Raw genomic sequence first — 23,292 nt, forward strand, 5'->3', positions numbered from 1 at the left:
TATATTAATAAAAAGATAAATAGTTGGAGAATGTACAGTTATTCATGTATTTTGAAGGCTGTCACAATTTAGTCAAAAATTATTCAAAAAAAGTTCACAAAAATATCGGAAAGTGTGATTTAATATACAGAGAAAGTGTTTTTAAAATCACTACTCTTTTCAATTCTTATTTAGCGTTTTTGAATTAGTAGAAAAATAATTAAACTCGTTTTTATATTTTTGCATCAATACATAGATAAACTAAAATAATTGAGTATTGATATTCCTTGATTGGTGAATATTTGTTAGTAAGGATTAGGAGGAGAAATAAATGTCCAACTCTAAGGCTTTTGGAGATGCGTCCATTGAAAACGGCGCAGCAAGCCTGCATGCAACAATTGAAAAGACCTCTGTTTGGAAAGATTTTATGGCGCTTATCAAAATTGGAATTGTTAATTCCAATTTAATTACCACGTTTACAGGACTTTGGCTTGCACTTCATTTTTCAGGCCAAAGCTTTTTAAGTAATTTGGATATTGTATTTTTTACTGTGGCAGGTTCTTCTTTGATTATTGCTGGATCGTGTGCAGTCAATAATTATGTTGATCGTGATATTGATCATTTGATGGAACGAACAAAATCAAGGCCTACTGTAACAGGGAAGATTCTGCCTGTAAAAGTTCTTGCTTTAGGTATTTTACTGATTGGACTGGGAACACTTTGTTTATTCTTTACTACCATGACTGCAACAGTAATTGGACTGCTTGGAGTTTTTAGTTATGTTTTCCTCTATACACTGTGGTCTAAGCGTCAATTGGTTTCTAATACAATTATTGGGAGTATTTCGGGTGCTGTTCCGCCGTTAATTGGCTGGGCAGCAGTTGATGCGAATCTTGATATTATGGCCTGGGCTTTGTTTGTCCTTATGTTTGTTTGGCAGCCTCCACATTTTTATGCGCTTGCAATGAGGCGAGTGAAAGAATACAAAGCAGCTGGAGTTCCAATGCTTCCTGTTGTAAAGGGCTTCAAAACAACGAAAATTCATATTTTAATTTGGGTTGCGGCCCTCTTGCCGATCCCATTCTTTCTTACCAAATTAGGAATCCCATTTCTAATTCTAGCTACTCTGTTAAATATCGGATGGCTGGCATTAGGGATTTATGGATATAGGATCAAAGATGACATTAAGTGGGCAAAGCTAATGTTTGTTTATTCTTTGCAATATTTAACTATTATTTTTGTAGCGATGGTTATAGTTACATTACTTTAGTTTTGTCTACGATTCTTCCCAGTCATCGAATTATTGATGAACGGAAGATTCAACCTACATACTTCTTTGACCAAACATTATTTTTAAGAATTCATTAGTGAAAGAGGGGTTTGATTAAGCTATGAAAAGGCTTGCAAAATGGCGCCTAATTTCGTTATTTTCGATTTTAGCGCTTGTACTTTCCGGATGTAGCGGTGAACGCTTTGTTTCTGCGCTCCGACCAGCCGGTGAAGTTGCAGACATGCAATATGATTTAATGAAGTTAAGCACCTATGTCATGGTGGGAGTAATCCTAATCGTAATGCTCATTTTTGTTTTGATATTTATTCGTTTTAGAAGAAAAGACGACAAAATTCCAAAGCAAGTTGAAGGAAGCCATACGTTAGAAATTATCTGGACTGCGATTCCTATTCTTTTACTGCTAATTTTGGCTGTTCCAACTGTAGCTGCAACATTTAAACTAGCTGATGTGAAAGAGATGGATAAGAAAAACACTAAAGCTCTTGTAATTAACGTTAGATCACACTTGTATTGGTGGGATTTTGAATATCCTGGGCAAAAAATTGTGACGAGTCAGGAATTAGTCGTTCCAACGAATGAAAAGGTTTATTTCAACCTTAAATCTATGGATGTAAAACACTCGTTCTGGATTCCGGCTGCTGGTGGAAAATTGGATACCAACACGGATAATATCAACAAATTTTGGCTGGAGTTTGATGATAAACGCTCAAATGAAGCAGGAAATCTTTTTTACGGAAAATGTGCTGAGCTTTGTGGACCATCACATGCATTGATGGACTTTAAAGTAAAAGCAATAAGCCGTGATAAATTTGATACATGGGTTACTGCAATGCAGGATGTTAAAGAACCGCAAAAAGCACAAACAGATTTAGCGGCAAAAGGACAGGATATTTTTAATCAAAGCTGTATTGGCTGTCATGCTGTTACACCTGCTAATAAAATGCCAGAAACAGCGCGCATAGCACCAAACTTAACAAACTTTGGTGAAAGGTCTCGAGTTGCTGGTATTTTAGATCATAATAAAGAAGAATTGAAAAATTGGATTAAAGATCCTGAAACCTATAAACCAGGCAATTTGATGACTGGAAAATATGGTGAACTGTCTGATGATCAGCTTGATGCATTAGCAGAGTATTTAATGGGATTAAAGGTTCAGGAATAAGGGGAATTGGTTGAAAGGGAGGTAAAATTGTGAGTACCATTGCTCAAAAAAAAGGATTTGGCGCAACAATATGGGACTATTTAACAACAGTTGACCATAAAAAAATTGCTATCCTATATATGATCGCTGGCGGATTTTTCTTCGTAATAGGCGGACTTGAGGCAGTATTTATCCGTATCCAGCTGGCAGTACCGAATAATGACTTTGTCAGTGCGGGTGCGTTTAACGAGATTATCACGATGCATGGAACAACGATGATTTTCTTAGCAGCGATGCCGCTTCTCATTGGTTTTATGAATGCGGTTATGCCATTACAAATTGGTGCACGTGACGTTGCATTTCCATTTTTGAATGCATTAGGATTCTGGCTTTTCTTCTTTGGAGGTATATTCCTAAATCTTTCTTGGTTTTTAGGCGGAGCTCCTGATGCAGGTTGGACTTCTTATGCATCACTTGCACTACATTCAAAAGGCCATGGAATTGATTTTTACGTATTAGGTCTGCAGATTTCGGGTTTTGGAACGTTAATTGGGGGTATTAACTTCCTGGTTACGATTATTAATATGCGTGCACCGGGAATGACCTATATGAGGATGCCGTTGTTTACATGGTCAACATTCGTTGCCTCTGCGATGATTTTATTCGCATTCCCGCCTTTAACTGTCGGGATTACACTTATGATGTTTGACAGAATGTTTGGCGCTAATTTCTTTGATGTAACAATGGGTGGAAATACAGTGATTTGGGAACACCTTTTCTGGATTTTCGGACACCCTGAGGTTTACATTCTTATACTTCCTGCCTTCGGTATTTTCTCTGAGATATTCGCAATCTTTTCGAGAAAAAGATTATTTGGTTACTCATCGATGGTATTTGCAACTGTGTTAATTGGATTCTTAGGCTTCATGGTTTGGGCACACCATATGTTTACAACTGGTTTAGGTCCTGTTGCCAACGCAATCTTTGCCGTTGCAACAATGGCGATTGGTGTACCAACGGGAATTAAAATCTTTAACTGGCTATTCACGATGTGGGGAGGAAGTGTGAAGTTTACTACCCCGATGCATTATGCCTTTGGCTTTATTCCGTCGTTTGTCTGCGGTGGGGTAACTGGGGTTATGGTTGCTACAGCAGCTGCTGACTATCAGTATCACGATACTTATTTTGTCGTAGCTCACTTCCACTACGTTATTGTCGGCGGAGTTGTACTGGCGATTCTTGCTGCTACACATTTATGGTGGCCAAAAATGTTTGGAACCATGTTAAATGAAACATTAGGAAAAATTACATTCTGGTTTTTCTTCATTGGCTTCCATTTAACATTCTTTATTCAGCACTTCTTAGGTCTTTGGGGAATGCCTCGCCGCGTATTTACTTATCTTCCGGGGCAAGGGTATGAGCTTTCGAATATGATTAGCTCAATTGGTGCTGCATTTATGTCTATTGGTGTACTTGTATTGCTTTATAACATTATTATTACGTCTGTGAAAAATGAAAAGGTTGGCAATGATCCATGGGGGGATGGCAGAACACTTGAATGGGCTATTCCATCACCACCGCCTTTCTATAACTTTAAGCAGCTTCCGCTTGTTCGTGGCTTAGATGCTTTATGGCTAGAAAAAATGGAAGGTAAAAAAGGTATGACACCAGCAGAACCGCTGGGTGACATTCATATGCCGAATGCCTCATTTATTCCATTTATGATTTCTCTTGGATTATTCATTGCCGCATTTGGCGCAATGTATCATGTTGATAAAGTTGCATGGGCACTGCCATTAATGATTTTTGGATTACTTGTAACATTTGGTTCTATGTTTGTTCGTTCTATTAAGGATGATCACGGATTCCATATTCATAAAGAAGAATTACAAGATGAAAAGGGGGCTAAGGCATAATGCACGTTGAAGAGAAAATGACGTATGAAACATGGCCTGCGGCACCGGAGAAATCCACCCTTGAAGCAAAAAATAAATTTTTAGGTTTTTGGTTATTCTTAGGGGGAGAGACAGTACTATTCGCTTCTCTCTTTGCCACCTATCTTGCTTTGAAAGATAAGGTGCCTAATACAAGTCAGCATCTTGCTAAAGATTTATTTGATATGCCGCTTACATTCGTGGCAACGATGCTGTTATTAACAAGTTCGTTAACAAGTGTATATGCTATGTATCATATGAAAAACTTTGCTTTTAAGAAGATGATGGTCTGGCTAGGTCTTACATTCTTATTGGGTGCTGCTTTCTTAGGTCTTGAGGTGTATGAATTTAACCATTATGTGCATGAATATCATCATACCTTTACAAGTAGCGCATTTGGCTCGGCCTTCTATACACTTGTTGGTTTCCATGGTGCGCACGTTGCTTTTGGGTTATGCTGGATCTTAACATTAATGATTCGTAACTCTAAACGCGGATTAAACCTTTACAATGCACCGAAGTTTTATGTTGCCAGCCTTTATTGGCACTTTATCGACGTAGTCTGGGTATTTATCTTTACGGTAGTATACTTGATGGGGATGGTGGGATAACATGACAAATCAGCCATTAAGCTCAAACAACCCAAGTGTAGATCTTGAATATCGCCGCAGGAAAAGTGCGGAGGAGATGCGCTACCAAGTTATTTCCTTCACTCTAATGATTTTCTTAACATTAATCGCGTTCGCATCAGTGGCTATGAAAGGATTTACAGCATGGTTTACCATACCTTTTATACTTCTATTAGCCGCAGTACAAGTAGTTTTTCAGTTGTTTTACTTTATGCATATGAGCCATAAAGGACATGAAGCTCCAACACTATTTCTGTTTAGTGGAGTATTTGTTGGATTCCTTGCAATATTGACATTTCTCACCATAATTTGGTGGTAATCTTTAAGAAAGAAAATCGGCTTTTAGCCGATTTTCTTTTTAGGTATAGAAATTTGAATTCAATTTTTTGTACTTAAAAATTTCAATGGGTATAATAAAGTCAAGATTCTTTTACTATATATTGAGGTGATATCAAGGTGCTTACTTTAGATATTTTTGGTTTTAAAGCCCTTTGGAGCCCGTACTTTTTGTTAATATTAGTTGCTATGACCATAGCTTATTTTCTCATCACGATAACATTTAGATCAAAGTTTGTTGGTAGCGAGCCATTAACAGGCAAACAAGCTGCCTTATTTTTGACAGCGATGATATTATTGTATGCGATTAAAGGTTCACCGCTTGATTTAATGGGTCATCTTATGTTTTATATCCATGGGATTACGATGGTTATTTTAGTATTACTGATTCCTCCTTTGTTCATTTTATCGATTCCTCAATGGTTATGGAGAAGGATTCTAAATGTGAAATGGTTCAACTCTTTATTCAAGCTCTTTACAAAACCTGTGGTTGCCGTGTTATTATTTAACGGTTTCTTTTCCTTCTACCATATCCCAATTGTTTTTGATCACGTCATGCAAAATCGATTTTACCATGGAGGATACTCGATTGTTTTGTGTGTTCTTGCGCTCTTCATGTGGTGGTCATTAATCAGTCCGCTGCCGGAATATCAACCATTAAGCGGGATTAAAAAAGTAGCCTATTTATTTGCAAACAGTATGTTAATTACACCTGCTTGTGCACTGATTATTTTTTCGGATTCTTCACTATATGCAACCTATCATGACCCAGAAGTCTGGGGGCAGGTAATGAGTTTATGTGTTGGGCCATCGGTTTTCTCCAATTTAAATCTTAGCGGGCCGGAATTATTTAGCTCGATGTCATTGGTTGATGATCAACGGCTTGGCGGAGTAGTGATGAAAATAATTCAAGAAATTATTTACGCTGTTGTATTAGCCCAAGTATTTTTTGAATGGTATCGTAAAGATCAAGAAGAATCTGAACGTGAAATGAAGAATCACATTCTTAATCCACATCTTGTTGAATAAACTCCCATTCAATTGGGGGTTTTTTTACGAAAAACTCTGAAAAATTGAAAAGGATAGGGAACTACACTAAAATGAGGGTAGAATATTTGTAAAGAGAGGACAAATGAATGAATTCCATACCGATTTTACCAACGATCAGTACTTCCTTTATTGTTTTAAGCGCTCTAACAGTTGCAATTGGCTGGTGGCAAATAAAACAGAGGAAAATTGAGGCACATAGGAAGACGATGTTTACTGCTGCAATATTTGCACTAATCTTTTTTATTATTTATGCTTCTCGGACCATTTTTATTGGAAACACTTCTTTTGGCGGACCAGACGAGATAAAGATTTATTACACAATTTTTTTAGTTTTTCATATCACATTAGCGACAATTGGAGCGGTATTTGGGGTAGTTTCTATCATAACCGGTTATAAGAATAAGCTTTCTGTTCATCGCAAGCTGGGGCCAGTAACGAGTATCATTTGGTTCTTTACGGCAATTACAGGGGTTGCAGTCTATCTTTTGTTATATGTTTTTTATCGAGGTGGAGAAACGACGTCGATGATCAAAGCAATTCTTGGTTATTAAAAAGGCAGACTTAGGCTGTATAAGGCAACCGAAGAAAAATTTGCTAGAATAGAAAAGTTAAAAATTCATAAATTAATAGGCATTGAAATGAAGTTGATCATGGCTATAAGAAAGGGCGTACGGATCGGAATCCGTACGCCCTTTCTTTTTCTTCATTATAAAGCAAATTTACTTACTTCTTCTTTTACAGTTTCGAGGATCTTTTTGCATTGATTCACGAGGGAAGCTGGGAAGTTCTCGCCTTCGCCATACTCGACGCCGTGTGGATAATAATGTTTACCTAAAATTGGTGTCATCAGTTGAATAGTTGCTTTGTACGTATCGACGTCACCATCAATTGCATCACCTTGAACACGAAGGTAATAGACACCTTCTTTTAATTCAAACTTGCGGTCGTATGTAACACGTTCATAGTCCCATTGTCCTGCACGAACCAAACCATGTTCATGCATGACCTCATCTAAACGGGTCAATTCCGCTTTTAAATTTTCAATTCCAATATTCTCGAATTTCATCATGAATTCCTCCTAAAAACGATTGCCTACCCCAATGTTTCGATAATGGTTTTACAGCAAGTATAATTCATTTTAATAATAGTTGAAAATGTTTCAACTTGCAATGGATAGATTCCTCGAATAAAACAATCCCGCTTTGAAAACTATATTACTGTTAACAAGAATTAAAAAACGTCGGAGGCTAAAAAACATGGAAAAAATACGCGATATTATGACAGATGATGTAGAATGCTGTACATTATTAGATAATATGTTTGAGGTTGCAGTAAAAATGAAAGAGCTTAATGTAGGAGCCATCCCAATTGTTGATCAGGAAAAACTTGTCGGCATGATTACAGACAGAGATATTGTAATCAGGGGAGTTGCTGAAAAACATCCCGGTTCTTCTAAGGTAGAAGATATTATGAGTCAGACACTCATAACCGTGACACCGGATACCTCTAGTAAGGATGCAGCAAAGTTAATGGCTGAGCATCAAATTCGCCGATTACCTGTAGTGGAGAATGAAAACTTAATAGGAATTGTTTCACTTGGTGATTTTGCTATCCGTGAATTAACGGATGACCAAGCAAAAGAAGCGTTGACAGAAATTTCTGAGCAAAACTATAATGGTGTTCAACACTGATATTACTATCAGAAAATTAACATTTTTCAGGTAAAACAGGTACGCGGCGTACCTGTTTTATTAATAAAATGTTAATTTATCCGCCAATTTCGACAATGCCTATTACTAATCTGTTCATAGGTGATATAATTAATTTATCCATACATATAATATTTATAAAGTATTAGAGAGGGTGAATGCCTCTGCGGACTCTTGTTAGAATTCTGATACTCTCAGTGGTTTTCTTAACAATTGGTTTTTATGTTAGTATAAATGAAAAAAATGATAGTAATGTGTTGATTAAAGAAGATCATCCCCTGGAAATGAAACAATCTTTGCCTCAAGGACCTGAACAACAGGCAAGTAATAAAACATCCTTAGAAAAACCAAAAGAAGGTTTAGCATTATTAATTGGACAAGATGTAACTGTGTTAGACAAGGAATTCGGAACTCCTGAAAGGATTGATGAATCGTTGTATGGCTATCAATGGTATATTTATAATCAGAATTATAACCGGTATTTTCAGGTAGGGGTTGAAAATAATCAAGTTGTGACTATATTTGCAATTGGAGAAACTCTAGATGTTGCTCCGTTTGAAATCGGACAGCCTGTTGAGGAAATCTTTAATACGCAATTTTTTGATACTAATATTAATCTAGAAGTTAACGGAAATACCTACAGGTTTGAATTGAATGATACCGATTTAAATCTCCGTCCTATGGTTAAGATAGGGGATATTTATGTGCAGCTCTACATCGATAAGTTTACCGGGAACCTCTCAAGTGTGCGCTTTTTGAATGCAGAAACCCTAATCAAACAGCGTCCTTACGAACTTGTTTACCATGGTGATTTGCTCAAAGCAGCTGAACCTAGTGTGGATGCATGGGAACTGATCGAAAATGGCATGGCTAAAGAGATTTTTGATATCACTAATGCCTTACGAGTTAAGAATAAATTGAAACCGTTAATCTGGGATGATATGACAGCTGAAGTTGCATACGGGCATAGTATGGATATGGCTGAAAATAATGATTTTTCTCATACCTCAAAGAAATTTGGCGACCTGACTAATCGATTAAAAACAGCAAAAGTCGCATACATTAATGCCGGTGAAAATATTGCCGCAAAATATACGGATGGCCCAGCCGTTGTGGAAGGGTGGTTAAATAGTAAGGTGCATAGGGAAACATTATTAAATAAAGATTATACCCATCTTGGTGTCGGGGTATATCAAAAATATTATACACAAAACTTCATCCAAAAAACGGAACAATAACAAAAGCGCAATACCTTTGGTGAAGGGTCAAACAAGAAAAAGGTGACTGGACAATCACCTTTTTTCAATTTCATAATGATTAAATAAAAATTTGCTGCCTTCCCAACTGCCGTATACTCGAATGACTTCTCCCACGGTAAATGAATCTGGGTTCACGTTTTTGGTAATAGGAGTTACCTTTTTCGCGGTGATTAATTTCGTTGCCGTTCGAAGCGTTAGTGTTTGTACATATATGTATCGGTGGTAATAAAAACGCTCCCTCTCTCCAACACTGCTTTTAACTTCTCCTGTTAAAACAGCCTCATGCGGTACATTATTAGCGGCAAGCCATTTCGCATCCTGCTCTTTCATCTCTTTTCTTGTCAGCCAGAAAAAGTAAAGGCAAATGATCGGGATCACAATGGCGGTAACCATTTTGATTAAAACGCCTCCACTTATTATTTTTTAATAATAAAAAAAGTGCCTGTTGCATAGGCGATTTTTTTTCCGTCACTACGATATGCTTCTCCAGATATAACCATCGTATGGCTGCCTTGATGAATAATTTCACCTTTACAGCGAAGTGACTCGCCTATTCCCGGCGCAATATAATGAATATTAAGCTGATTTGTCACAGCGCCCAATCCTTCCGGCAGAAGTTGATTGGCTAATACACCCATGGCCGTATCGAGAACCGTCGCTGTGATCCCACCGTGGACAATATCTAGGTTATTATGAATCACGGGATTAATTGGAATCGTGATTTCACAGGAATTTTGCCCAAAACTTCTTTCCATATGGAGAATCGCATCAATAAAAGTGCTCCTGTTTCGCTTAATTTTTTTTTGGACGCCTTCTAATAGGCTGGCAATAGCCTGTAAGTCAGTTTCAGAACCAGTTTCAAGACATGATTCAAGTAATTGACGCAATTCGTCTTTCATATTTGATACCTCTTTCATTTCTTTATCTTTTGACATCTTACCACTAAGAAGCATAATAATAAATCATTTCACACCGATTTGAGATTCACATTTCATCCTTTCCTACATATTGTATTATTGGCGATCAATATGGGCAGAGGTGAGAAAAGTGACGCAAAAAGAATTGCACCCTTCCGTGCTCAAATTCAAAGAATTTGTAAAAAATAATCCCCAAATCATCAAAGAGGTTCGGAATGGGAAGGCAACATGGCAAGAGTTATTTGAGGATTGGTACTTATTGGGAGAAGAGGATAAACGCTGGGAAGCCATTGGTACGGAAAATGGTTCAGCCCCTGAAAAAACTAACGAGTCCAAGGGAGATTGGATGTCAAATATTGCGGGTATGGTAAAAAAGATGGATCCAAATCAAATGCAAAACCATATTAATAACTTAAGTCAGGCATTAGGAGCCATTCAGGGTGTTATTTCACAATTTCAGGGTGGTAATGCTGCGGCGGGATCTGTAAAGCCGCAAGAAGGGCCAAAGAATCCTTTTGCATTTCGAAAAGACTAATGGAAAGGAATAGTAACCAATGCGAAGAGATGTACTGGATTATTTAGAACGTCAGAAGGACCTAAAGCAATTTGTTCGTGAACAGCCGCAATGGTATCGGAAACTGTCAAGAAACCCTTATGATTTACAGGCGCTTGAGGTTGCCTCATTACACTATTATAAAAAGACAATACCCGATCAGGTAGAAAAGTTTTCTAATAGTGTCCAAATGGCTTCGATGATGTATTCCATGTTTCAGACCATGAAAACACAAAGCTAACAAGGGACCACATAAATTGATATGTGGCCCTTTTTTTGCTTATTGGAATAAGACTAAAAAATATAAAGGAGGCGAACAATACATAAATAAAGGAGTGATAGGATGAAGAAGATCATACCATTTTATATTCTATTTATCCTGCTGACAGGAATCATTTGTGGATGTCAGAAGGATTTGCCAAAACCAGAAACGAAACCGAAAATCGTGTCACTGAATCGGTCAAATATTTTACATGCTGAAATTGTCCCAGTTTTTTATCAATATTCAAAGGAATTTCCTTCATTATTTGTGCAGCATGAGACAAAAGGAAATCAAGTTTTAGTCGAGTGTATTGTTAATGGAATCAGCTTTCGGGAATCAGATCATTCCAAGCAAAAGGTTGGAAAAATGATTGTTTGGGTTGATGGGAAAAGGAATTCAGAGGTAACTTCAGCCGCGTTTATTATTAAAGGTCTTTCTCCTGGAGGGCATAAATTGAAGCTTGAAGTGGTGAAGCTGAATAATGACCCATATGGATTAACAAAAGAGTTTATGGTAAATATCACTAGGTAGATGGAATTTTTCGCTTTCTCCACACTTTCATGGTAAAATAGCGTTGGAGGTGGGCGGAAGTGCTTGCTACTATTGAGAGAATTGAGTTATTGGAAAATGCTGAAGGCTTAGCTAAGATGGTATTAGATTCTGATATAGCGGAACAATACCAAATTTGTTTATATAAAATGCAAAATAACAAGGAAACAAAGCGGAAAATAAACCAATTTGTCAGCTTAAAAGAACTTTATGAAGAAGTTCAACGTTTTGGGAAATACCATCCAGATTATAAAAGGGTTATGATGCAAATTCGTGAATATAAACGGGAAATGGATTTAGACCCGTTTGTAGCAGAGTTCAAGCTGGCTGAAAATGATCTACAAAGTCTCTTGGATCAAATCAGCATGTTAATTGGCAGTGCGGTATCAAAACATATCAAGGTACCATCAGGGAACCCATTTTTTGATAGCGGTCACGGCAGCGGCTGTGGAGGCGGCGGCAGCTGCGGGTGTGGATGAATAAAAAGTTTGAATTGAAATAAAGCATTTTAATGTGCTAGACTTATGTAAAATGATGGTTTTGCTGAAGGGGAAAAAAGTATGTTTGTTCAAAGACAAGGATTAGTTGTTTGGCTGTACTCTTTAAAACAAGCTAAAATGCTAAGGCGCTTCGGAAATGTTCATTACGTGTCCAAAAAACTGAAATATGTCGTTTTGTACTGTAACCAAGAAGAAGTAGAGGGAATCATGGAAAAGTTAAATTCTTTTTCATTTGTCAAGAAAGTAGAACCTTCATATAAGCCATTCTTAAGAATGGAGTATGAAAATTCTGCTCCAGATAAAGCCAAGGAATATGATTATAAAATGGGAATATAAAAAGGTGAGGGTTTTCGAACCCTCACCTTTTACTGTTTTAGAAACTTTATAAAAAAAACCCTGCAGAAAATTCTGCAGGGTCCTTCCACATCCTCATAAAGGATAGAAGGCAAAGGGAGAGGAGAAACCGGAGGAAGAACTTATGGGGAAACGTAAGTCTTCTCCGCGGTTGGCAACAACATCCTCGAATTGATGTTGTTAATAACATTATTTCCACAACATAAAACCTTATACGTCAATTTTATTAATTTTTCCATTTTACCTGTATTTTGCTGAAATCAACTAAATAGTAATAAAGATCTTCATAACAGATTGTCTACTTTTTATAAATTATGATAGGATGGATAAAGAAAAATTATTTCCAATAAAAATGTGGTGATATATCCGTGAGAGTGGTTTCAGGTATTTGTAAGGGAAGACCTCTTAAAGCTGTTCCAGGAAATACGACACGTCCGACGACGGATAAAGTGAAGGAAGCTTTATTTAATATGATTGGTCCTTATTTTGATGGTGGAATTGGTTTGGATCTTTTTGCCGGCAGCGGCGGATTAGGTTTGGAGGCGCTGAGCAGGGGGTTAGAGAAGGTTATATTTGTTGACAGAGAGGCAAAGGCCATCCAGGTGATCCATGAAAATATTAAAGCCTGCAAATTAGAAGGTAAAACTGAGGTTTTTCGTAATGACGCTGATAGAGCGTTAAAGGCGCTAATAAAAAGAGAAATCTGTTTTGATTACATATTTTTAGACCCGCCCTACAAAAAACAACAGCTAATCAGTTTAATGGAAAAAATGGATAGGCAAGACTTAGTAAAAACAGATGGAATTGTTATTTGTGAACATAGTTTTGATGTTGAACTACCACAAAAGGTGGGGAGATTTTCAGAAATTAAACATGAACAATATGGGATGATCGCTGTAACAATTTATTCGAGAGTGAGTGGGGAATAAGGGGGGGTTAATTTGGCTAGAATAGCCGTTTGTCCAGGGAGCTTTGATCCGATTACATATGGCCATTTAGATATCATTAGAAGGGGTGCCAAAGTATTTGATATGGTCTATGTGAGCGTTATGAACAATTCAGCAAAAAATCCGTTATTCAGCGTTGAGGAGCGGATTAATCTTATTGAAGCTGTAACCAAAGATCTTCCAAATGTTAAGGTAGATGAACATTCAGGTTTACTTGTTGATTACGCCAAGGCTGTCAATGCGAATGCCATCATCCGTGGCTTGCGGGCGGTTTCTGACTTTGAGTATGAAATGCAGATTACCTCGATGAATAGGGTCTTAAATGAAGATATTGAAACCTTTTTTATCATGACGAATAATCAATATTCCTTCTTAAGTTCTAGCATTGTGAAAGAAGTAGCTAAGTATAATGGCGATATTTCAACACTGGTTCCGCCGATTGTAGAAAAAGAATTGCACAAAAAATATAAGCGGTAATAGAGCTAGGCGTTTGCCTAGCTCTTTTTTAACCGAGTAAACAAAATGATGATGTACACGAAAAGTGAAAAGATGGTAATTAACGGTCCAACCTCAATCAATTTATGGTAAAAATGATTTGCCCATGAACCGTCTTCAAAAAAACCAACGGGCAATGCGTTTGAAGGCTGCTCCTTATTATTAAAGTGTACATATATAGGTTTCCACAGAATTAAGGCAAAGAAACTGGCGAAAATACCGTGGATGATTCTTGCAATAAAAAACGGCTGAAATCTAATATCTGTTTGCGCTAAGATACTGGCAACCTGTGCTTGGACACTAAAACCGCTAAAAGCGAGGATAAAACTTGTAATCATCGCCTTTTGTAAAAGAGTGGCGTCTTGAACCTGACTGGTTAATTGGCTACCTAAAGTGATTTCAAATAATCCGGAAATATAGGGGATACTTAGCATTTCCGGGAATGACATGGCGGAAAGCAGCACCTCAACTGATTTAGCCAATGTCGCCGTAATATGTAAATGATAAAGTAATTTGTTAATCACCGAGAATAAAATAATAAAGCCGCCAACCATTAACAGTGTTTGAATCGACGAATTAACGGCATCACCTAAAAGCTTACCAATTGGCCGATTGTCTTTTAATCTTGTTTGATGCAAGGCAGATACTGCAGATCGAATTTTGAATTTTTTTCTTTTTTCACTGGCTTCTTCAGGCGATTCATTTCCATAAAAGCGCATAATAATACCTACACAAATATTCCCTAAATAATGGGAGAATGCAAGGAGCACCCCTAAATGTGCGTTATAGAAAAAACCTACCGATACAGCGCCAAAGATAAACAGTGGATTAGAGGAATTGGTAAATGAAACCAGCCTTTCAGCCTCAATTTGAGTTAATTGTCCCTCTTGACGTAATCTTGCGGTAAACTTGGCCCCTGCCGGGAATCCTGAGGCCATGCCCATTGCCCATACAAACCCGCCCACACCTGGCACTTTAAAAAGTGGTCTCATGAAGGGCTCTAACAAAACCCCAATGAATTTGACAACGCCAAAACCAATCAACATTTCGGAAACAATAAAAAAAGGTAACAGAGAAGGAAAAACGATTTCCCACCACATATTAAGGCCTCGGATAGATGCTTCAAATGACTCTTGTGGATAGGAAATAAGCGAGGCTGCTAAAATCGTAACAGAAACGGATAAAAAAATTGTTTTTAGTTTTGACCGAAACAATGAAGGGACCTCCTTCCTTACGCATTGCTCAAATCGTGCAAATCAATTTTATCAATGCTAAAATAAATATTATTCTCGATTAAATGTCAATAACCCTTGTCCTCATATATATCAAATATACTCATAGAACGTTAAATTAGACCATAAGATTGAACGAGATTTCTATTCATTGATATAGGAGGTCAAGCGATATGGAGCACCCAAAAATAGGCTTGGCATTTGGTTCAGGTGGTGCACGCGGGTTTGCTCATTTAGGAGTTATTATGGCATTGACAGAAGCAGGAATCCCGATTCATCTAATCGCGGGCAGCAGTATGGGGGCACTTGTAGCCAGTTTTTATGGGGCAGGAATTGACTTGGACCGGTTATATAAATTATCAACCTCCTTTAAAAGGAAATACTTTTTGGATTTTACCGTTCCAAAAATGGGTTTGATCCAAGGAAAGAAAATCAAAGAATTTATCAGGGTTTTTACCCATGGGAAAAACATTGAGGAGCTTTCACTGCCAATCAGTATTGTGGCAACAGATTTATTGACGGGAGAAAGGGTCATTTTTCAAAAGGGACCTATTGCCGAAGCAGTACGGGCAAGCATCTCCATTCCTGGTATTTTTGTGCCGGAAAAATATAATGGAAGAATTTTAGTGGATGGCGGGGTGACAGATCGTGTTCCTATATCGGTTGCAAAAGAGATGGGGGCGGATATTGTCATTGCAGTGGATGTTTCAAGAGTGAAACGGAACGCTGAAATAACCACCATTTACGATGTCATCATGCAAAGCATTGACATTATGCAAAGTGAAATCATTAACAACCGGGAAACTTCTGCTGATGTTATGATCAGACCCTCTGTTGAAATGTATAGCTCACGAGCCTTCACACATCATGAAGAGATTATCAATATCGGAAAGGAAGAAGCAAAAAAACATTTACAGCAAATTGAAACCGTTATTGAACAGTGGAAGGGGAAACATTAGCGATGCGTAAAAAAATTTATATAGGTACCTCATTATTGATAGCTATTATCCTTATTGGCGGGATGTATTATTCTTTACCATACTATGTATCAAAACCAGGTATGGCCAAAGAGCTTGGGCCAATTATAACGGTTGAAGACGGCTATAAGGATGAAGGAAACTTTATGCTCACAACCGTTAGAATGGGAAGAGCTAATATCTATTCCTATTTGGAAGCAAAACTCCGAAAATATGAAGAAATATATCCATTGGAAATGATTTTATACAAAAAAGAAACAGAGGAGGAGTACAATGCCAGACAGCTTCACCTGATGGCGGGCTCAAAACTAAATGCGATAGAGGTTGCCTACCGTAAAGCAGGCCTGCCTGTTGATTACAAATATAAAGGTATCTATGTCGTACAGGTAGTACCGGGAATGCCGGCAGAAGGGAAACTTCATGCAGGTGACCGTATTTTTAAAGTAGATGGGCGAGAGTTTCCTTCCTCGGGAAAGTTTATTGAATATGTTGGCACAAAACATGCAAACGATAAGGTCACATTAACTTACTCAAGAAATAAAAAAACGGACACAGTCACCCTAAGTCTTCAGCCATTTAAAGAGGACCCCACAAAAATTGGGATTGGCATTTCGCTTGTGGACGATAAAGAAATTATTGTTGATCCAAAGGTAAAGGTGAAGACGGACGAAATTGGCGGTCCATCCGCTGGGCTAATGTTTTCTTTGGAAATTTATAACCAATTAACGAGTGAAGATTTAACAAAAGGATACCAAATTGCAGGCACAGGTACGATTGATGAGGAGGGGATTGTAGGTCCAATCGGCGGAATTGAACAGAAAATTGTTGCAGCCGACAAGGCCGGCGCGGAAATCTTTTTAGCTCCAAAGGAAAAAGGAGCAAAGAATTCAAACTATCGGGCTGCAATAAAAACAGCTCGCGATATTCATACAAAAATGAAAATCATTCCAATCGATACATTCGATGAGGCAGTTGACTATTTAGATAAACTGCCTGAAAAGTAAAAGAAGATGATGCGAATAGCATCATCTTCTTTTACTTTATATAGATAGGCGGCTGATTAAATTCCTGCTTGATCAATTCATTTTTCACCTGATTTGGAATACCAAGGGAATAAATACGGGCAGCTTTAATATCAAGGGTAATCTCATGGCCTTTAAAAGATGAGAGCTTGGATACGAGGGGAAGACTAAACTCCCTTTTCTTCCTATTCAAATATTCTTTTCCTTTGCCGGTCATCCCTAAAAGTCTTAAATAGGAAGCTTTTACCGGGTAGCTTGTGATGTCTACTTTTTTTGTATTCGTTAAAATATGAACGCACAATCGTTGCAGCCTCGTCCAGGTATACCGTTTCGTTTTCACTTTTTGCATAAATTCATAAAAGCTCCCTGCCTCTAAAGCTGCGGCCAGTAATCTGTTCTCAAGTCCTTCTTCCACCTCATAGACTTCTCTTAGTTCGTCTGGGCTACAGTGGAGAAGACGGAATTGCAGATAGCTCCAATAATTTTCCCATTGGTGAAATACATGAAAATGTTGCAGATATTCTTTTAGCAATAGTTTTGTTGGTCCAGGGACATATTGGTCAACTTCAGTTTTACCATCCACATCTGAGAAAATGGCTTTTCGGATACTCGTCGCACTTGCAATCGTTTCGGAGGCAAAATGTTCATCGTGGTAGTCGGCATTTTTTCGCGGCACTGTCAATGGCCTCAACATACTCTTTTGTTGGTTAATTGCTTTTATGTATTCAAGCCCTAGAATATTGTTCGGTTTCGCTAAATCCAAATATTTTTTTGAATCAGATAATTGCTGAAATGCAAGGGATACAGCTTTTGGGTAACTGACACCTGTAGCCATAAATTGATGAATATGATCCTCAAATGGCTGTTGCTGCTCCTGTAAAAATTCGATTGTATAATTAAAATCGGAAATATTTCCACTCTCACTACCAAAACAGATCGATTCACAGCAAGCAGCATCAAGAATTGACACGGCTCCATTTGCAAAGGTTTCTGCCTTCTGCACGGCAAAGCGGTAGGGCAGTTCAAAGACGATATCAACTCCATTTAGTAACGCCATTTTCGTGCGGTACCATTTGGAAACAAGAGCAGGTTCCCCTCGTTGCAAAAAATTCCCGCTCATGACGGCAATGACAACGTCAGCATCCGCAACTTCCTTCGACGCATTTAAATGGAAGGCGTGCCCGTTGTGAAAAGGGTTATACTCGACAATTAAGCCAACAGATTTCATTTCATTTCTCCTTGTAATAAATTATTAACATTATAGCAAAAATCTAAGGAAACCAATCAAATTTTATGGTAAGATGTTTTAGATGTTTGTAAAGGGCTTAACTGGATACACTATAATGGAAAAACTCTTTTCCAGTGAATTCTATTGAGTGAAAAATCACCTGACGAGGTGTAAAGAAAAAACATTGACAAAAATATTTTCGAAGGCTATAATTACCTTTGTTGCCTTGGGGTGATTCAATTGAAATGGACATTAAGTCAATTACAAAAATATCGAAACAAGGAATTTTTAGTTGATGAGATGGTTCTTGTGGACGAGATTAAACAAGACGATCCCACCATTCGAGACGTTTCTCCGATGCATATTACAGGTCGGGGAGATATCGATTCAACGAAAGTGACATTCCATTTAAAAATCGAAGGTCATTTAATCCTTCCTTGTTCTCGTACTTTAGTGGATGTAAAACTTCCAATTAATGTCGAAACAACTGAAACTTTCCTCTTACAAGGTTCAGTTTATGAAACTGAAGAGGAAGCATATCAAGTAAAGGGCGATGTGATTGATGTGTTGCCAGTCATTCGCGAAATTCTTTTACTTGAGGTTCCGATGCAAGTGTTTTGCGAGGATGTAGAGTCTGAAGATGCTGCTCCGATGTCCGGTAAGGATTGGGAAGTAGTAGCTGAGGAAGCAAGGTCAAAAAAGATGGATCCGAGACTTGCGGGACTTGCAAAGTTTTTTGACGAAAACAATTCTACCGAATCATAATCGGCAAATCTAAGAAGCAAAGTGAAGAACCAGATTCCTGGCCTTCATTACTTTCTTAATACTCTTTAAGGAGGTGGGAAGAATGGCTGTACCTTTTAGAAGAACTTCTAAAACGGCAAAAAGAAAGCGTCGTACTCATTTTAAATTAAACGTACCTGGTATGGTAAGTTGCCCAAACTGTGGTGAAATGAAACTTGCACACCGCGTATGTAAAGCTTGCGGAACATACAAAGGAAAAGACGTTGTTAACGACTAATTTCCGTTAGGATAGAAAGCACAAGGGTGGCATAACCCTTGTGCTTTTGTCGTTTCTATACATACTAACAGCCTAAATTTAATCATTACTAGTGAAAAAATCTGTTATGAAAGGACGAGATAGATTGTCATACACCATCGAAAAACGAGAGAAGGGTTATTTATTATTTACGATAACAAGAAGTGAAAAAAGAAATGCCATTAACTATGAAGTGATGAAGGGGTTAAGAGAGGCAGTAAATAGGGCTGCTGTTTCAGATATAAAGGCACTTATTATTACCGGAGAGGGATCTCAAGCCTTTTGTTCCGGAGGAGATTTATCCGTTTTTCATCTCCTTCATACGAAGGAGGAGGCCTATCCTATGCTTTCGATGATGGCTAATATTCTTTATTCGCTGCTTACCTTGCCAATTCCGACCATTGCTCTCATAAACGGGACAGCCATAGGGGGCGGTTGTGAGCTTGCGGCAGCCTGCGATTTTCGTTTAGCGCGAAAAGGGATAAAAGCTGGGTTTGTTCAAGGTAATCAGGCCATCACCACGGGCTGGGGCGGCGGTTCTATCTTAGCGGAAAAACTTTCAGCAGCTTGTGCGATGAAGCTTTTAATGGAAGCTGAGTTACAAACAGCTGAAGATTTAAAAAATGCTGGCTTTTTCAATGCTCTCTTCGAAAATGACTCCCTTCAAGCATGTGAGGTATTCATTGATAAAATGGTAACGAAGGATGTAAGCGTACTCCAATCCTATAAAAAAGTTTGGACTAGAAAGTGGGAGGAAACCAAGCTGCGTGAGAGAATAGAGGAAGAAGTACGAAATTGTTCGCTCCTATGGGAAAGTGATGCCCATCATAACTACGTAAAAACGTTCATGAGTAAAAAAAACAATGGATAAAGAATAAAAGACAACTCTTATATAAGTCTATCTTTTCTAGTAGATGCATATGTATTATAAAAACACTAGGAGGGATTTCTGATGTCACCAACCAGACAAGATGCATGGTCCCAAGATGAGGATTTGTTGCTTGCTGAAGTTGTACTAAGGCATATCCGTGAAGGCGGAACACAACTGCAGGCATTTGAGGAGGTTGGCAAACAGCTTTCGAGAACTTCAGCAGCCTGTGGTTTCCGTTGGAACTCATATGTACGTAAGCAATATAAGTCAGGAATTGAACTTGCTAAGAAGCAGCGGAAGGAGTTAAAGAAACAAGAGACTCCTGTTGAGAGAGTGGCTATTCAAGAGGCGGCTAACGTGGAAATTGTTCAGTCACCACCAGGTTGCGAACAGGGAAGCACTATTACATTTCCAGCCGTTATCCACTTTTTAGAGGGACTCCAAAAGCAAGCTGGTACTTCATCAAGTTTTGAAGAGGACAGGAAGAAATCCTTTGATAAGATTAAAGAACTGGAAAAAAAGGCTTACTATTTGGCCGCTGAGAATGAAAGACTGTTAAAAAATTTAAAGGCCATAGAAGAAGATTACCGTTCGTTAATTGAAATTATGGAAAGAGCCAGAAAAATGGTCGTCCTTCAAGATGAGGACCGACAGCAAAAAGTAAAATTTCAAATGGACAAAAACGGCAATCTTGAAAGAGTGGAAAAATAGCAAAAAGCGGACATTTATGTCCGCTTTTACACAATATTATTGTTGTTGTAATTCCACACCCTCTGGAAACCAGACTAGTGGATTTTCTCCGCGGTCACGCTCCATATCGTAATCAACATTTGTAAACTCCATGTATTCCCAAAAACTTCTAGATTGCACTCTAGGATTTGTCTTAATTGGAAGTCCAAAGCCTTTTGCAAATTCTACAAGGACCTTACCGAAGCCTTTGCTTTGATAATCAGGTAGTACTTCGAGCTTCCATAATTCTAAATAGTTTTGTGGTGGATAGAAATAGCGATCAAATTTAGCATCAATTTGATATAAACTCATTCGTGCTACTAGTTTGTCCCCGAAATAAATCCCGTAAAAAGGTGACTCACTATCATTATCAATCATATTTGCTTCAAGGTCTTCAAGCATCGATAATTCTTGAATCCCATATTCTTTAAATTTTTTAAATTCTTCTAGTGTTTTGAAATTTACTTTTAGTTTTTCCACTTTTGCCACCATCGTAAAACCCCCTAAAAATGATATCCTGCTATCAATCATTTGGTGAAGAAAACACACAATGAAATAATTTTTGCACTATTCAAATGAATTACTCTCATTATATAACAAAAGCACAAAAATTTCTTCAAATAACTTCAGGAAGCGTTTTCAAAATTTGCAGGAAATTCGCAGAATGATGTAGAAATTTAATAGGGATGGCACAAAGGGAATAAGAAAGGGGTAAAAATGTGCAAAAAATTTTAATTGCCAATAGAGGAGAAATTGCCCTTCGGATTATTAGAACCTGTCATGTGATGGGGATTGAAACGATTGCTATTTATTCTGAAGCCGATAAGGAAATGCCTTATGTAAAAGCGGCAACAAAGGCTGTTTGTGTGGGGGAACCACCTGTTAACAAATCCTATTTACAAAGTGATAAAATTTTAGAAATAGCAAAAAGCGAAAAAGTAGATGCTATCCACCCTGGATATGGCTTTTTATCCGAAAATGCCACATTTGCCAAAAAGGCTATTGATGAAGGGATTATTTTTATCGGACCGAAACCTGAAACCATTGAGTTAATGGGGGATAAAATTGTTTCGCGCCAAACAATGGAGAAGGCCGGTGTCCCAGTGGTACCTGGCAGTGGAAATAGTCTAAAAACTATTGAAGAAGCTATGAGTCTTGCTGAGGCGATCGGATACCCAGTTATGCTAAAGGCAAGCGGCGGTGGCGGTGGTATTGGAATGGTGCTTTGTGAAAATGAGCAAGCGCTCGTTAAGTCTTATGATTCGACAAAGTCGAGAGCAATGGCTTATTTCGGTTCAAGTGAAGTGTTTATTGAAAAATATATTGCTGATGGCAGGCATATTGAAGTTCAGGTGTTTGGAGATCACACTGGAAACATCGTCCACCTTTTTGAACGGGATTGTTCCATTCAAAGAAGGCATCAAAAGGTTGTCGAAGAATCACCATCACCGTTTCTGTCTGAAAAAGTCCGACAAAAAATGTTTGAAACTGCGGTAAAGGCTGCTCGGGCTGTCGAATATTCAAACGCCGGAACGATTGAATTCATTGTCGATGAAAATGAAAATTTTTATTTTCTTGAAATGAACACACGACTACAAGTGGAGCACCCTGTGACCGAAATGATTACGGGACTTGATTTAGTCAAATGGCAAATTCTCGTTGCGGAAGGTAAGACATTGCCTTTGTTGCAATCTGAGATTATCTCTTCAGGCAACGCTATTGAATTTCGGCTTTATGCCGAAGATCCAGTTCGCTTTTTACCATCACCAGGAAAAATCACGACGCTTAGTTGGAATCGAAAAGTGGGAGTGAGAATAGATTCAGGATATGAAGCAGGCGGAACGGTGACACCATTTTATGATCCGATGATTGCCAAATGTATTTTTCATGGAGCGTCAAGACTCGAGGCATTGGCGGCGGCAGAAAATTTCTTTAAAGAGGTAAAAATTGAAGGAATTAAAACAAATGCACCGCTTTTCTTAAATATTTTAGCAAACGCCGACTTCAGGAATGGGTCGTATACCACAAGTTTTCTAACAAAAAAATTAGTGAATGAAGGAGAGAGATAACATGAAAGAAATCACAGCAACTATGGCGGGTACTGTATTAAATATTTTCGCATCACAAGGAGACGCAGTGAACCCGGGACAAGAAGTATTAATGTTAGAATCAATGAAAATGGAAATTCCAATCGAAAGCGGTATCGAAGGTGTTGTTCAGAAGGTAAAGGTCAGCATTGGGGATTTCGTAAACGAAGGCGATGTATTAATCGTTCTAGAATAGCATTTT

Annotated in this window: 30 protein-coding genes; 24 read left to right on the plus strand and 6 right to left on the minus strand. The window is 38.1% G+C overall.

Annotated elements, in window-relative coordinates; genetic code table 11:
- Nucleotides 1-310: 310 nt before the first annotated feature.
- The 7 genes from cyoE to ACIQXV_RS22570 all read left to right on the plus strand — a co-directional run bounded on the left by cyoE (nt 311) and on the right by ACIQXV_RS22570 (nt 6,911).
- Nucleotides 311-1,249, plus strand: coding sequence for a heme o synthase (gene cyoE, locus ACIQXV_RS22540; RefSeq protein WP_402962307.1), 939 nt, complete (start codon nt 311-313; stop codon nt 1,247-1,249).
- A gap of 121 nt (nt 1,250-1,370) precedes the next feature.
- Nucleotides 1,371-2,432: a cytochrome c oxidase subunit II gene (coxB, locus tag ACIQXV_RS22545; protein ID WP_402962309.1), complete on the plus strand. Its 1,062-nt coding sequence runs from the start codon at nt 1,371-1,373 to the stop codon at nt 2,430-2,432.
- Between the two features lie 29 nt (nt 2,433-2,461).
- On the plus strand, nt 2,462-4,327 hold the full coding sequence (gene ctaD / locus ACIQXV_RS22550) for a cytochrome c oxidase subunit I (RefSeq protein WP_402962311.1): 1,866 nt from the start codon (nt 2,462-2,464) through the stop codon (nt 4,325-4,327).
- Entirely contained in the window at nt 4,327-4,956 is a 630-nt protein-coding gene (locus ACIQXV_RS22555; protein WP_402962313.1) for a cytochrome (ubi)quinol oxidase subunit III, read from the plus strand. Before ctaD ends, ACIQXV_RS22555 begins: the two co-directional genes overlap by 1 nt.
- Nucleotide 4,957: 1 nt before the next feature.
- On the plus strand, nt 4,958-5,293 hold the full coding sequence (gene ctaF / locus ACIQXV_RS22560) for a cytochrome c oxidase subunit IVB (RefSeq protein WP_402962315.1): 336 nt from the start codon (nt 4,958-4,960) through the stop codon (nt 5,291-5,293).
- A gap of 137 nt (nt 5,294-5,430) precedes the next feature.
- Nucleotides 5,431-6,339: a cytochrome c oxidase assembly factor CtaG gene (gene ctaG / locus ACIQXV_RS22565; RefSeq protein WP_402962317.1), complete on the plus strand. Its 909-nt coding sequence runs from the start codon at nt 5,431-5,433 to the stop codon at nt 6,337-6,339.
- A gap of 107 nt (nt 6,340-6,446) precedes the next feature.
- Nucleotides 6,447-6,911, plus strand: coding sequence for a DUF420 domain-containing protein (locus ACIQXV_RS22570; RefSeq protein ID WP_402962319.1), 465 nt, complete (start codon nt 6,447-6,449; stop codon nt 6,909-6,911).
- A 155-nt stretch (nt 6,912-7,066) separates the two neighbouring features.
- On the opposite strand, the gene ACIQXV_RS22575 is transcribed toward ACIQXV_RS22570, so the two are convergent.
- Entirely contained in the window at nt 7,067-7,426 is a 360-nt protein-coding gene (locus tag ACIQXV_RS22575) for a YugN family protein (protein WP_402962634.1), read from the minus strand.
- A gap of 190 nt (nt 7,427-7,616) precedes the next feature.
- On the opposite strand from ACIQXV_RS22575, the gene ACIQXV_RS22580 reads away from it, so the two are divergent.
- Entirely contained in the window at nt 7,617-8,051 is a 435-nt protein-coding gene (locus ACIQXV_RS22580) for a CBS domain-containing protein (protein WP_402962321.1), read from the plus strand.
- Between the two features lie 176 nt (nt 8,052-8,227).
- The gene (locus ACIQXV_RS22585) at nt 8,228-9,307 is read left to right on the plus strand and encodes a CAP domain-containing protein (protein ID WP_402962323.1); all 1,080 of its coding nucleotides are present in this window, start codon (nt 8,228-8,230) and stop codon (nt 9,305-9,307) included.
- A gap of 54 nt (nt 9,308-9,361) precedes the next feature.
- On the opposite strand, the gene ACIQXV_RS22590 is transcribed toward ACIQXV_RS22585, so the two are convergent.
- On the minus strand, nt 9,362-9,721 hold the full coding sequence (locus ACIQXV_RS22590; RefSeq protein WP_402962325.1) for a hypothetical protein: 360 nt from the start codon (nt 9,719-9,721) through the stop codon (nt 9,362-9,364).
- Between the two features lie 23 nt (nt 9,722-9,744).
- Nucleotides 9,745-10,263, minus strand: coding sequence for a PaaI family thioesterase (locus ACIQXV_RS22595; protein WP_402962327.1), 519 nt, complete (start codon nt 10,261-10,263; stop codon nt 9,745-9,747).
- A 112-nt stretch (nt 10,264-10,375) separates the two neighbouring features.
- Between ACIQXV_RS22595 and ACIQXV_RS22600 the strand changes: the two genes are divergently transcribed.
- The 7 genes from ACIQXV_RS22600 (at nt 10,376) to coaD (ending at nt 13,887) form a co-directional block, all read left to right on the plus strand.
- On the plus strand, nt 10,376-10,780 hold the full coding sequence (locus tag ACIQXV_RS22600; RefSeq protein ID WP_402962329.1) for a YlbD family protein: 405 nt from the start codon (nt 10,376-10,378) through the stop codon (nt 10,778-10,780).
- Between the two features lie 19 nt (nt 10,781-10,799).
- Entirely contained in the window at nt 10,800-11,039 is a 240-nt protein-coding gene (locus ACIQXV_RS22605; RefSeq protein ID WP_402962331.1) for a YlbE-like family protein, read from the plus strand.
- A 102-nt stretch (nt 11,040-11,141) separates the two neighbouring features.
- Nucleotides 11,142-11,591, plus strand: coding sequence for a hypothetical protein (locus ACIQXV_RS22610; RefSeq protein ID WP_402962333.1), 450 nt, complete (start codon nt 11,142-11,144; stop codon nt 11,589-11,591).
- A 59-nt stretch (nt 11,592-11,650) separates the two neighbouring features.
- Nucleotides 11,651-12,088, plus strand: a complete 438-nt coding sequence (locus ACIQXV_RS22615) for a YlbF/YmcA family competence regulator (RefSeq protein WP_402962335.1) — start codon at nt 11,651-11,653, stop codon at nt 12,086-12,088.
- Between the two features lie 81 nt (nt 12,089-12,169).
- A complete protein-coding gene (locus ACIQXV_RS22620) occupies nt 12,170-12,445 on the plus strand; it encodes a YlbG family protein (RefSeq protein WP_283922520.1) in 276 nt (91 codons plus the stop codon).
- 386 nt (nt 12,446-12,831) lie between these two features.
- Nucleotides 12,832-13,392: a 16S rRNA (guanine(966)-N(2))-methyltransferase RsmD gene (gene rsmD, locus ACIQXV_RS22625; RefSeq protein WP_402962337.1), complete on the plus strand. Its 561-nt coding sequence runs from the start codon at nt 12,832-12,834 to the stop codon at nt 13,390-13,392.
- Nucleotides 13,393-13,404: 12 nt separating this feature from the next.
- Nucleotides 13,405-13,887, plus strand: coding sequence for a pantetheine-phosphate adenylyltransferase (coaD, locus tag ACIQXV_RS22630; RefSeq protein ID WP_402962339.1), 483 nt, complete (start codon nt 13,405-13,407; stop codon nt 13,885-13,887).
- A 17-nt stretch (nt 13,888-13,904) separates the two neighbouring features.
- On the opposite strand, the gene ylbJ is transcribed toward coaD, so the two are convergent.
- Nucleotides 13,905-15,119, minus strand: coding sequence for a sporulation integral membrane protein YlbJ (gene ylbJ / locus ACIQXV_RS22635; RefSeq protein WP_402962341.1), 1,215 nt, complete (start codon nt 15,117-15,119; stop codon nt 13,905-13,907).
- Nucleotides 15,120-15,310: 191 nt separating this feature from the next.
- Here ylbJ and ACIQXV_RS22640 point away from each other — a divergent pair, with 191 nt between their 5' ends.
- Nucleotides 15,311-16,096: a patatin-like phospholipase family protein gene (locus ACIQXV_RS22640; RefSeq protein WP_402962343.1), complete on the plus strand. Its 786-nt coding sequence runs from the start codon at nt 15,311-15,313 to the stop codon at nt 16,094-16,096.
- 2 nt (nt 16,097-16,098) lie between these two features.
- A complete protein-coding gene (locus ACIQXV_RS22645; RefSeq protein ID WP_402962345.1) occupies nt 16,099-17,118 on the plus strand; it encodes a SepM family pheromone-processing serine protease in 1,020 nt (339 codons plus the stop codon).
- Nucleotides 17,119-17,149: 31 nt separating this feature from the next.
- Here ACIQXV_RS22645 and ACIQXV_RS22650 read toward each other — a convergent pair whose 3' ends face one another.
- Nucleotides 17,150-18,364, minus strand: coding sequence for a nucleotidyltransferase (locus ACIQXV_RS22650; RefSeq protein WP_402962346.1), 1,215 nt, complete (start codon nt 18,362-18,364; stop codon nt 17,150-17,152).
- A gap of 240 nt (nt 18,365-18,604) precedes the next feature.
- Between ACIQXV_RS22650 and ACIQXV_RS22655 the strand changes: the two genes are divergently transcribed.
- The 4 genes from ACIQXV_RS22655 (at nt 18,605) to ACIQXV_RS29800 (ending at nt 20,985) form a co-directional block, all read left to right on the plus strand.
- Nucleotides 18,605-19,129: a YceD family protein gene (locus ACIQXV_RS22655; RefSeq protein WP_402962348.1), complete on the plus strand. Its 525-nt coding sequence runs from the start codon at nt 18,605-18,607 to the stop codon at nt 19,127-19,129.
- Between the two features lie 82 nt (nt 19,130-19,211).
- On the plus strand, nt 19,212-19,385 hold the full coding sequence (gene rpmF, locus ACIQXV_RS22660; protein WP_024029176.1) for a 50S ribosomal protein L32: 174 nt from the start codon (nt 19,212-19,214) through the stop codon (nt 19,383-19,385).
- A 124-nt stretch (nt 19,386-19,509) separates the two neighbouring features.
- Nucleotides 19,510-20,274 (plus strand): enoyl-CoA hydratase/isomerase family protein, encoded by a 765-nt coding sequence (locus ACIQXV_RS22665; RefSeq protein ID WP_402962350.1) that lies wholly within the window; start codon nt 19,510-19,512, stop codon nt 20,272-20,274.
- An 81-nt stretch (nt 20,275-20,355) separates the two neighbouring features.
- Nucleotides 20,356-20,985, plus strand: coding sequence for an RsfA family transcriptional regulator (locus tag ACIQXV_RS29800; RefSeq protein ID WP_483874211.1), 630 nt, complete (start codon nt 20,356-20,358; stop codon nt 20,983-20,985).
- Between the two features lie 36 nt (nt 20,986-21,021).
- Here ACIQXV_RS29800 and ACIQXV_RS22675 read toward each other — a convergent pair whose 3' ends face one another.
- The gene (locus tag ACIQXV_RS22675; protein WP_402962352.1) at nt 21,022-21,495 is read right to left on the minus strand and encodes an N-acetyltransferase; all 474 of its coding nucleotides are present in this window, start codon (nt 21,493-21,495) and stop codon (nt 21,022-21,024) included.
- A 227-nt stretch (nt 21,496-21,722) separates the two neighbouring features.
- Between ACIQXV_RS22675 and ACIQXV_RS22680 the strand changes: the two genes are divergently transcribed.
- Together ACIQXV_RS22680 and ACIQXV_RS22685 are read left to right on the plus strand one after the other, a co-directional pair.
- Complete coding sequence (locus ACIQXV_RS22680) at nt 21,723-23,072, plus strand: acetyl-CoA carboxylase biotin carboxylase subunit (protein ID WP_402962354.1); 1,350 nt, start codon at nt 21,723-21,725, stop codon at nt 23,070-23,072.
- A gap of 1 nt (nt 23,073) precedes the next feature.
- Nucleotides 23,074-23,286, plus strand: a complete 213-nt coding sequence (locus ACIQXV_RS22685; RefSeq protein ID WP_402962356.1) for a biotin/lipoyl-containing protein — start codon at nt 23,074-23,076, stop codon at nt 23,284-23,286.
- The last annotated feature ends 6 nt before the right edge of the window (nt 23,287-23,292 follow it).

Origin of the sequence: Neobacillus sp. NPDC097160, assembly GCF_044762155.1 — a bacterium.
In the GTDB taxonomy this organism is placed as follows: domain Bacteria; phylum Bacillota; class Bacilli; order Bacillales; family Cytobacillaceae; genus Neobacillus.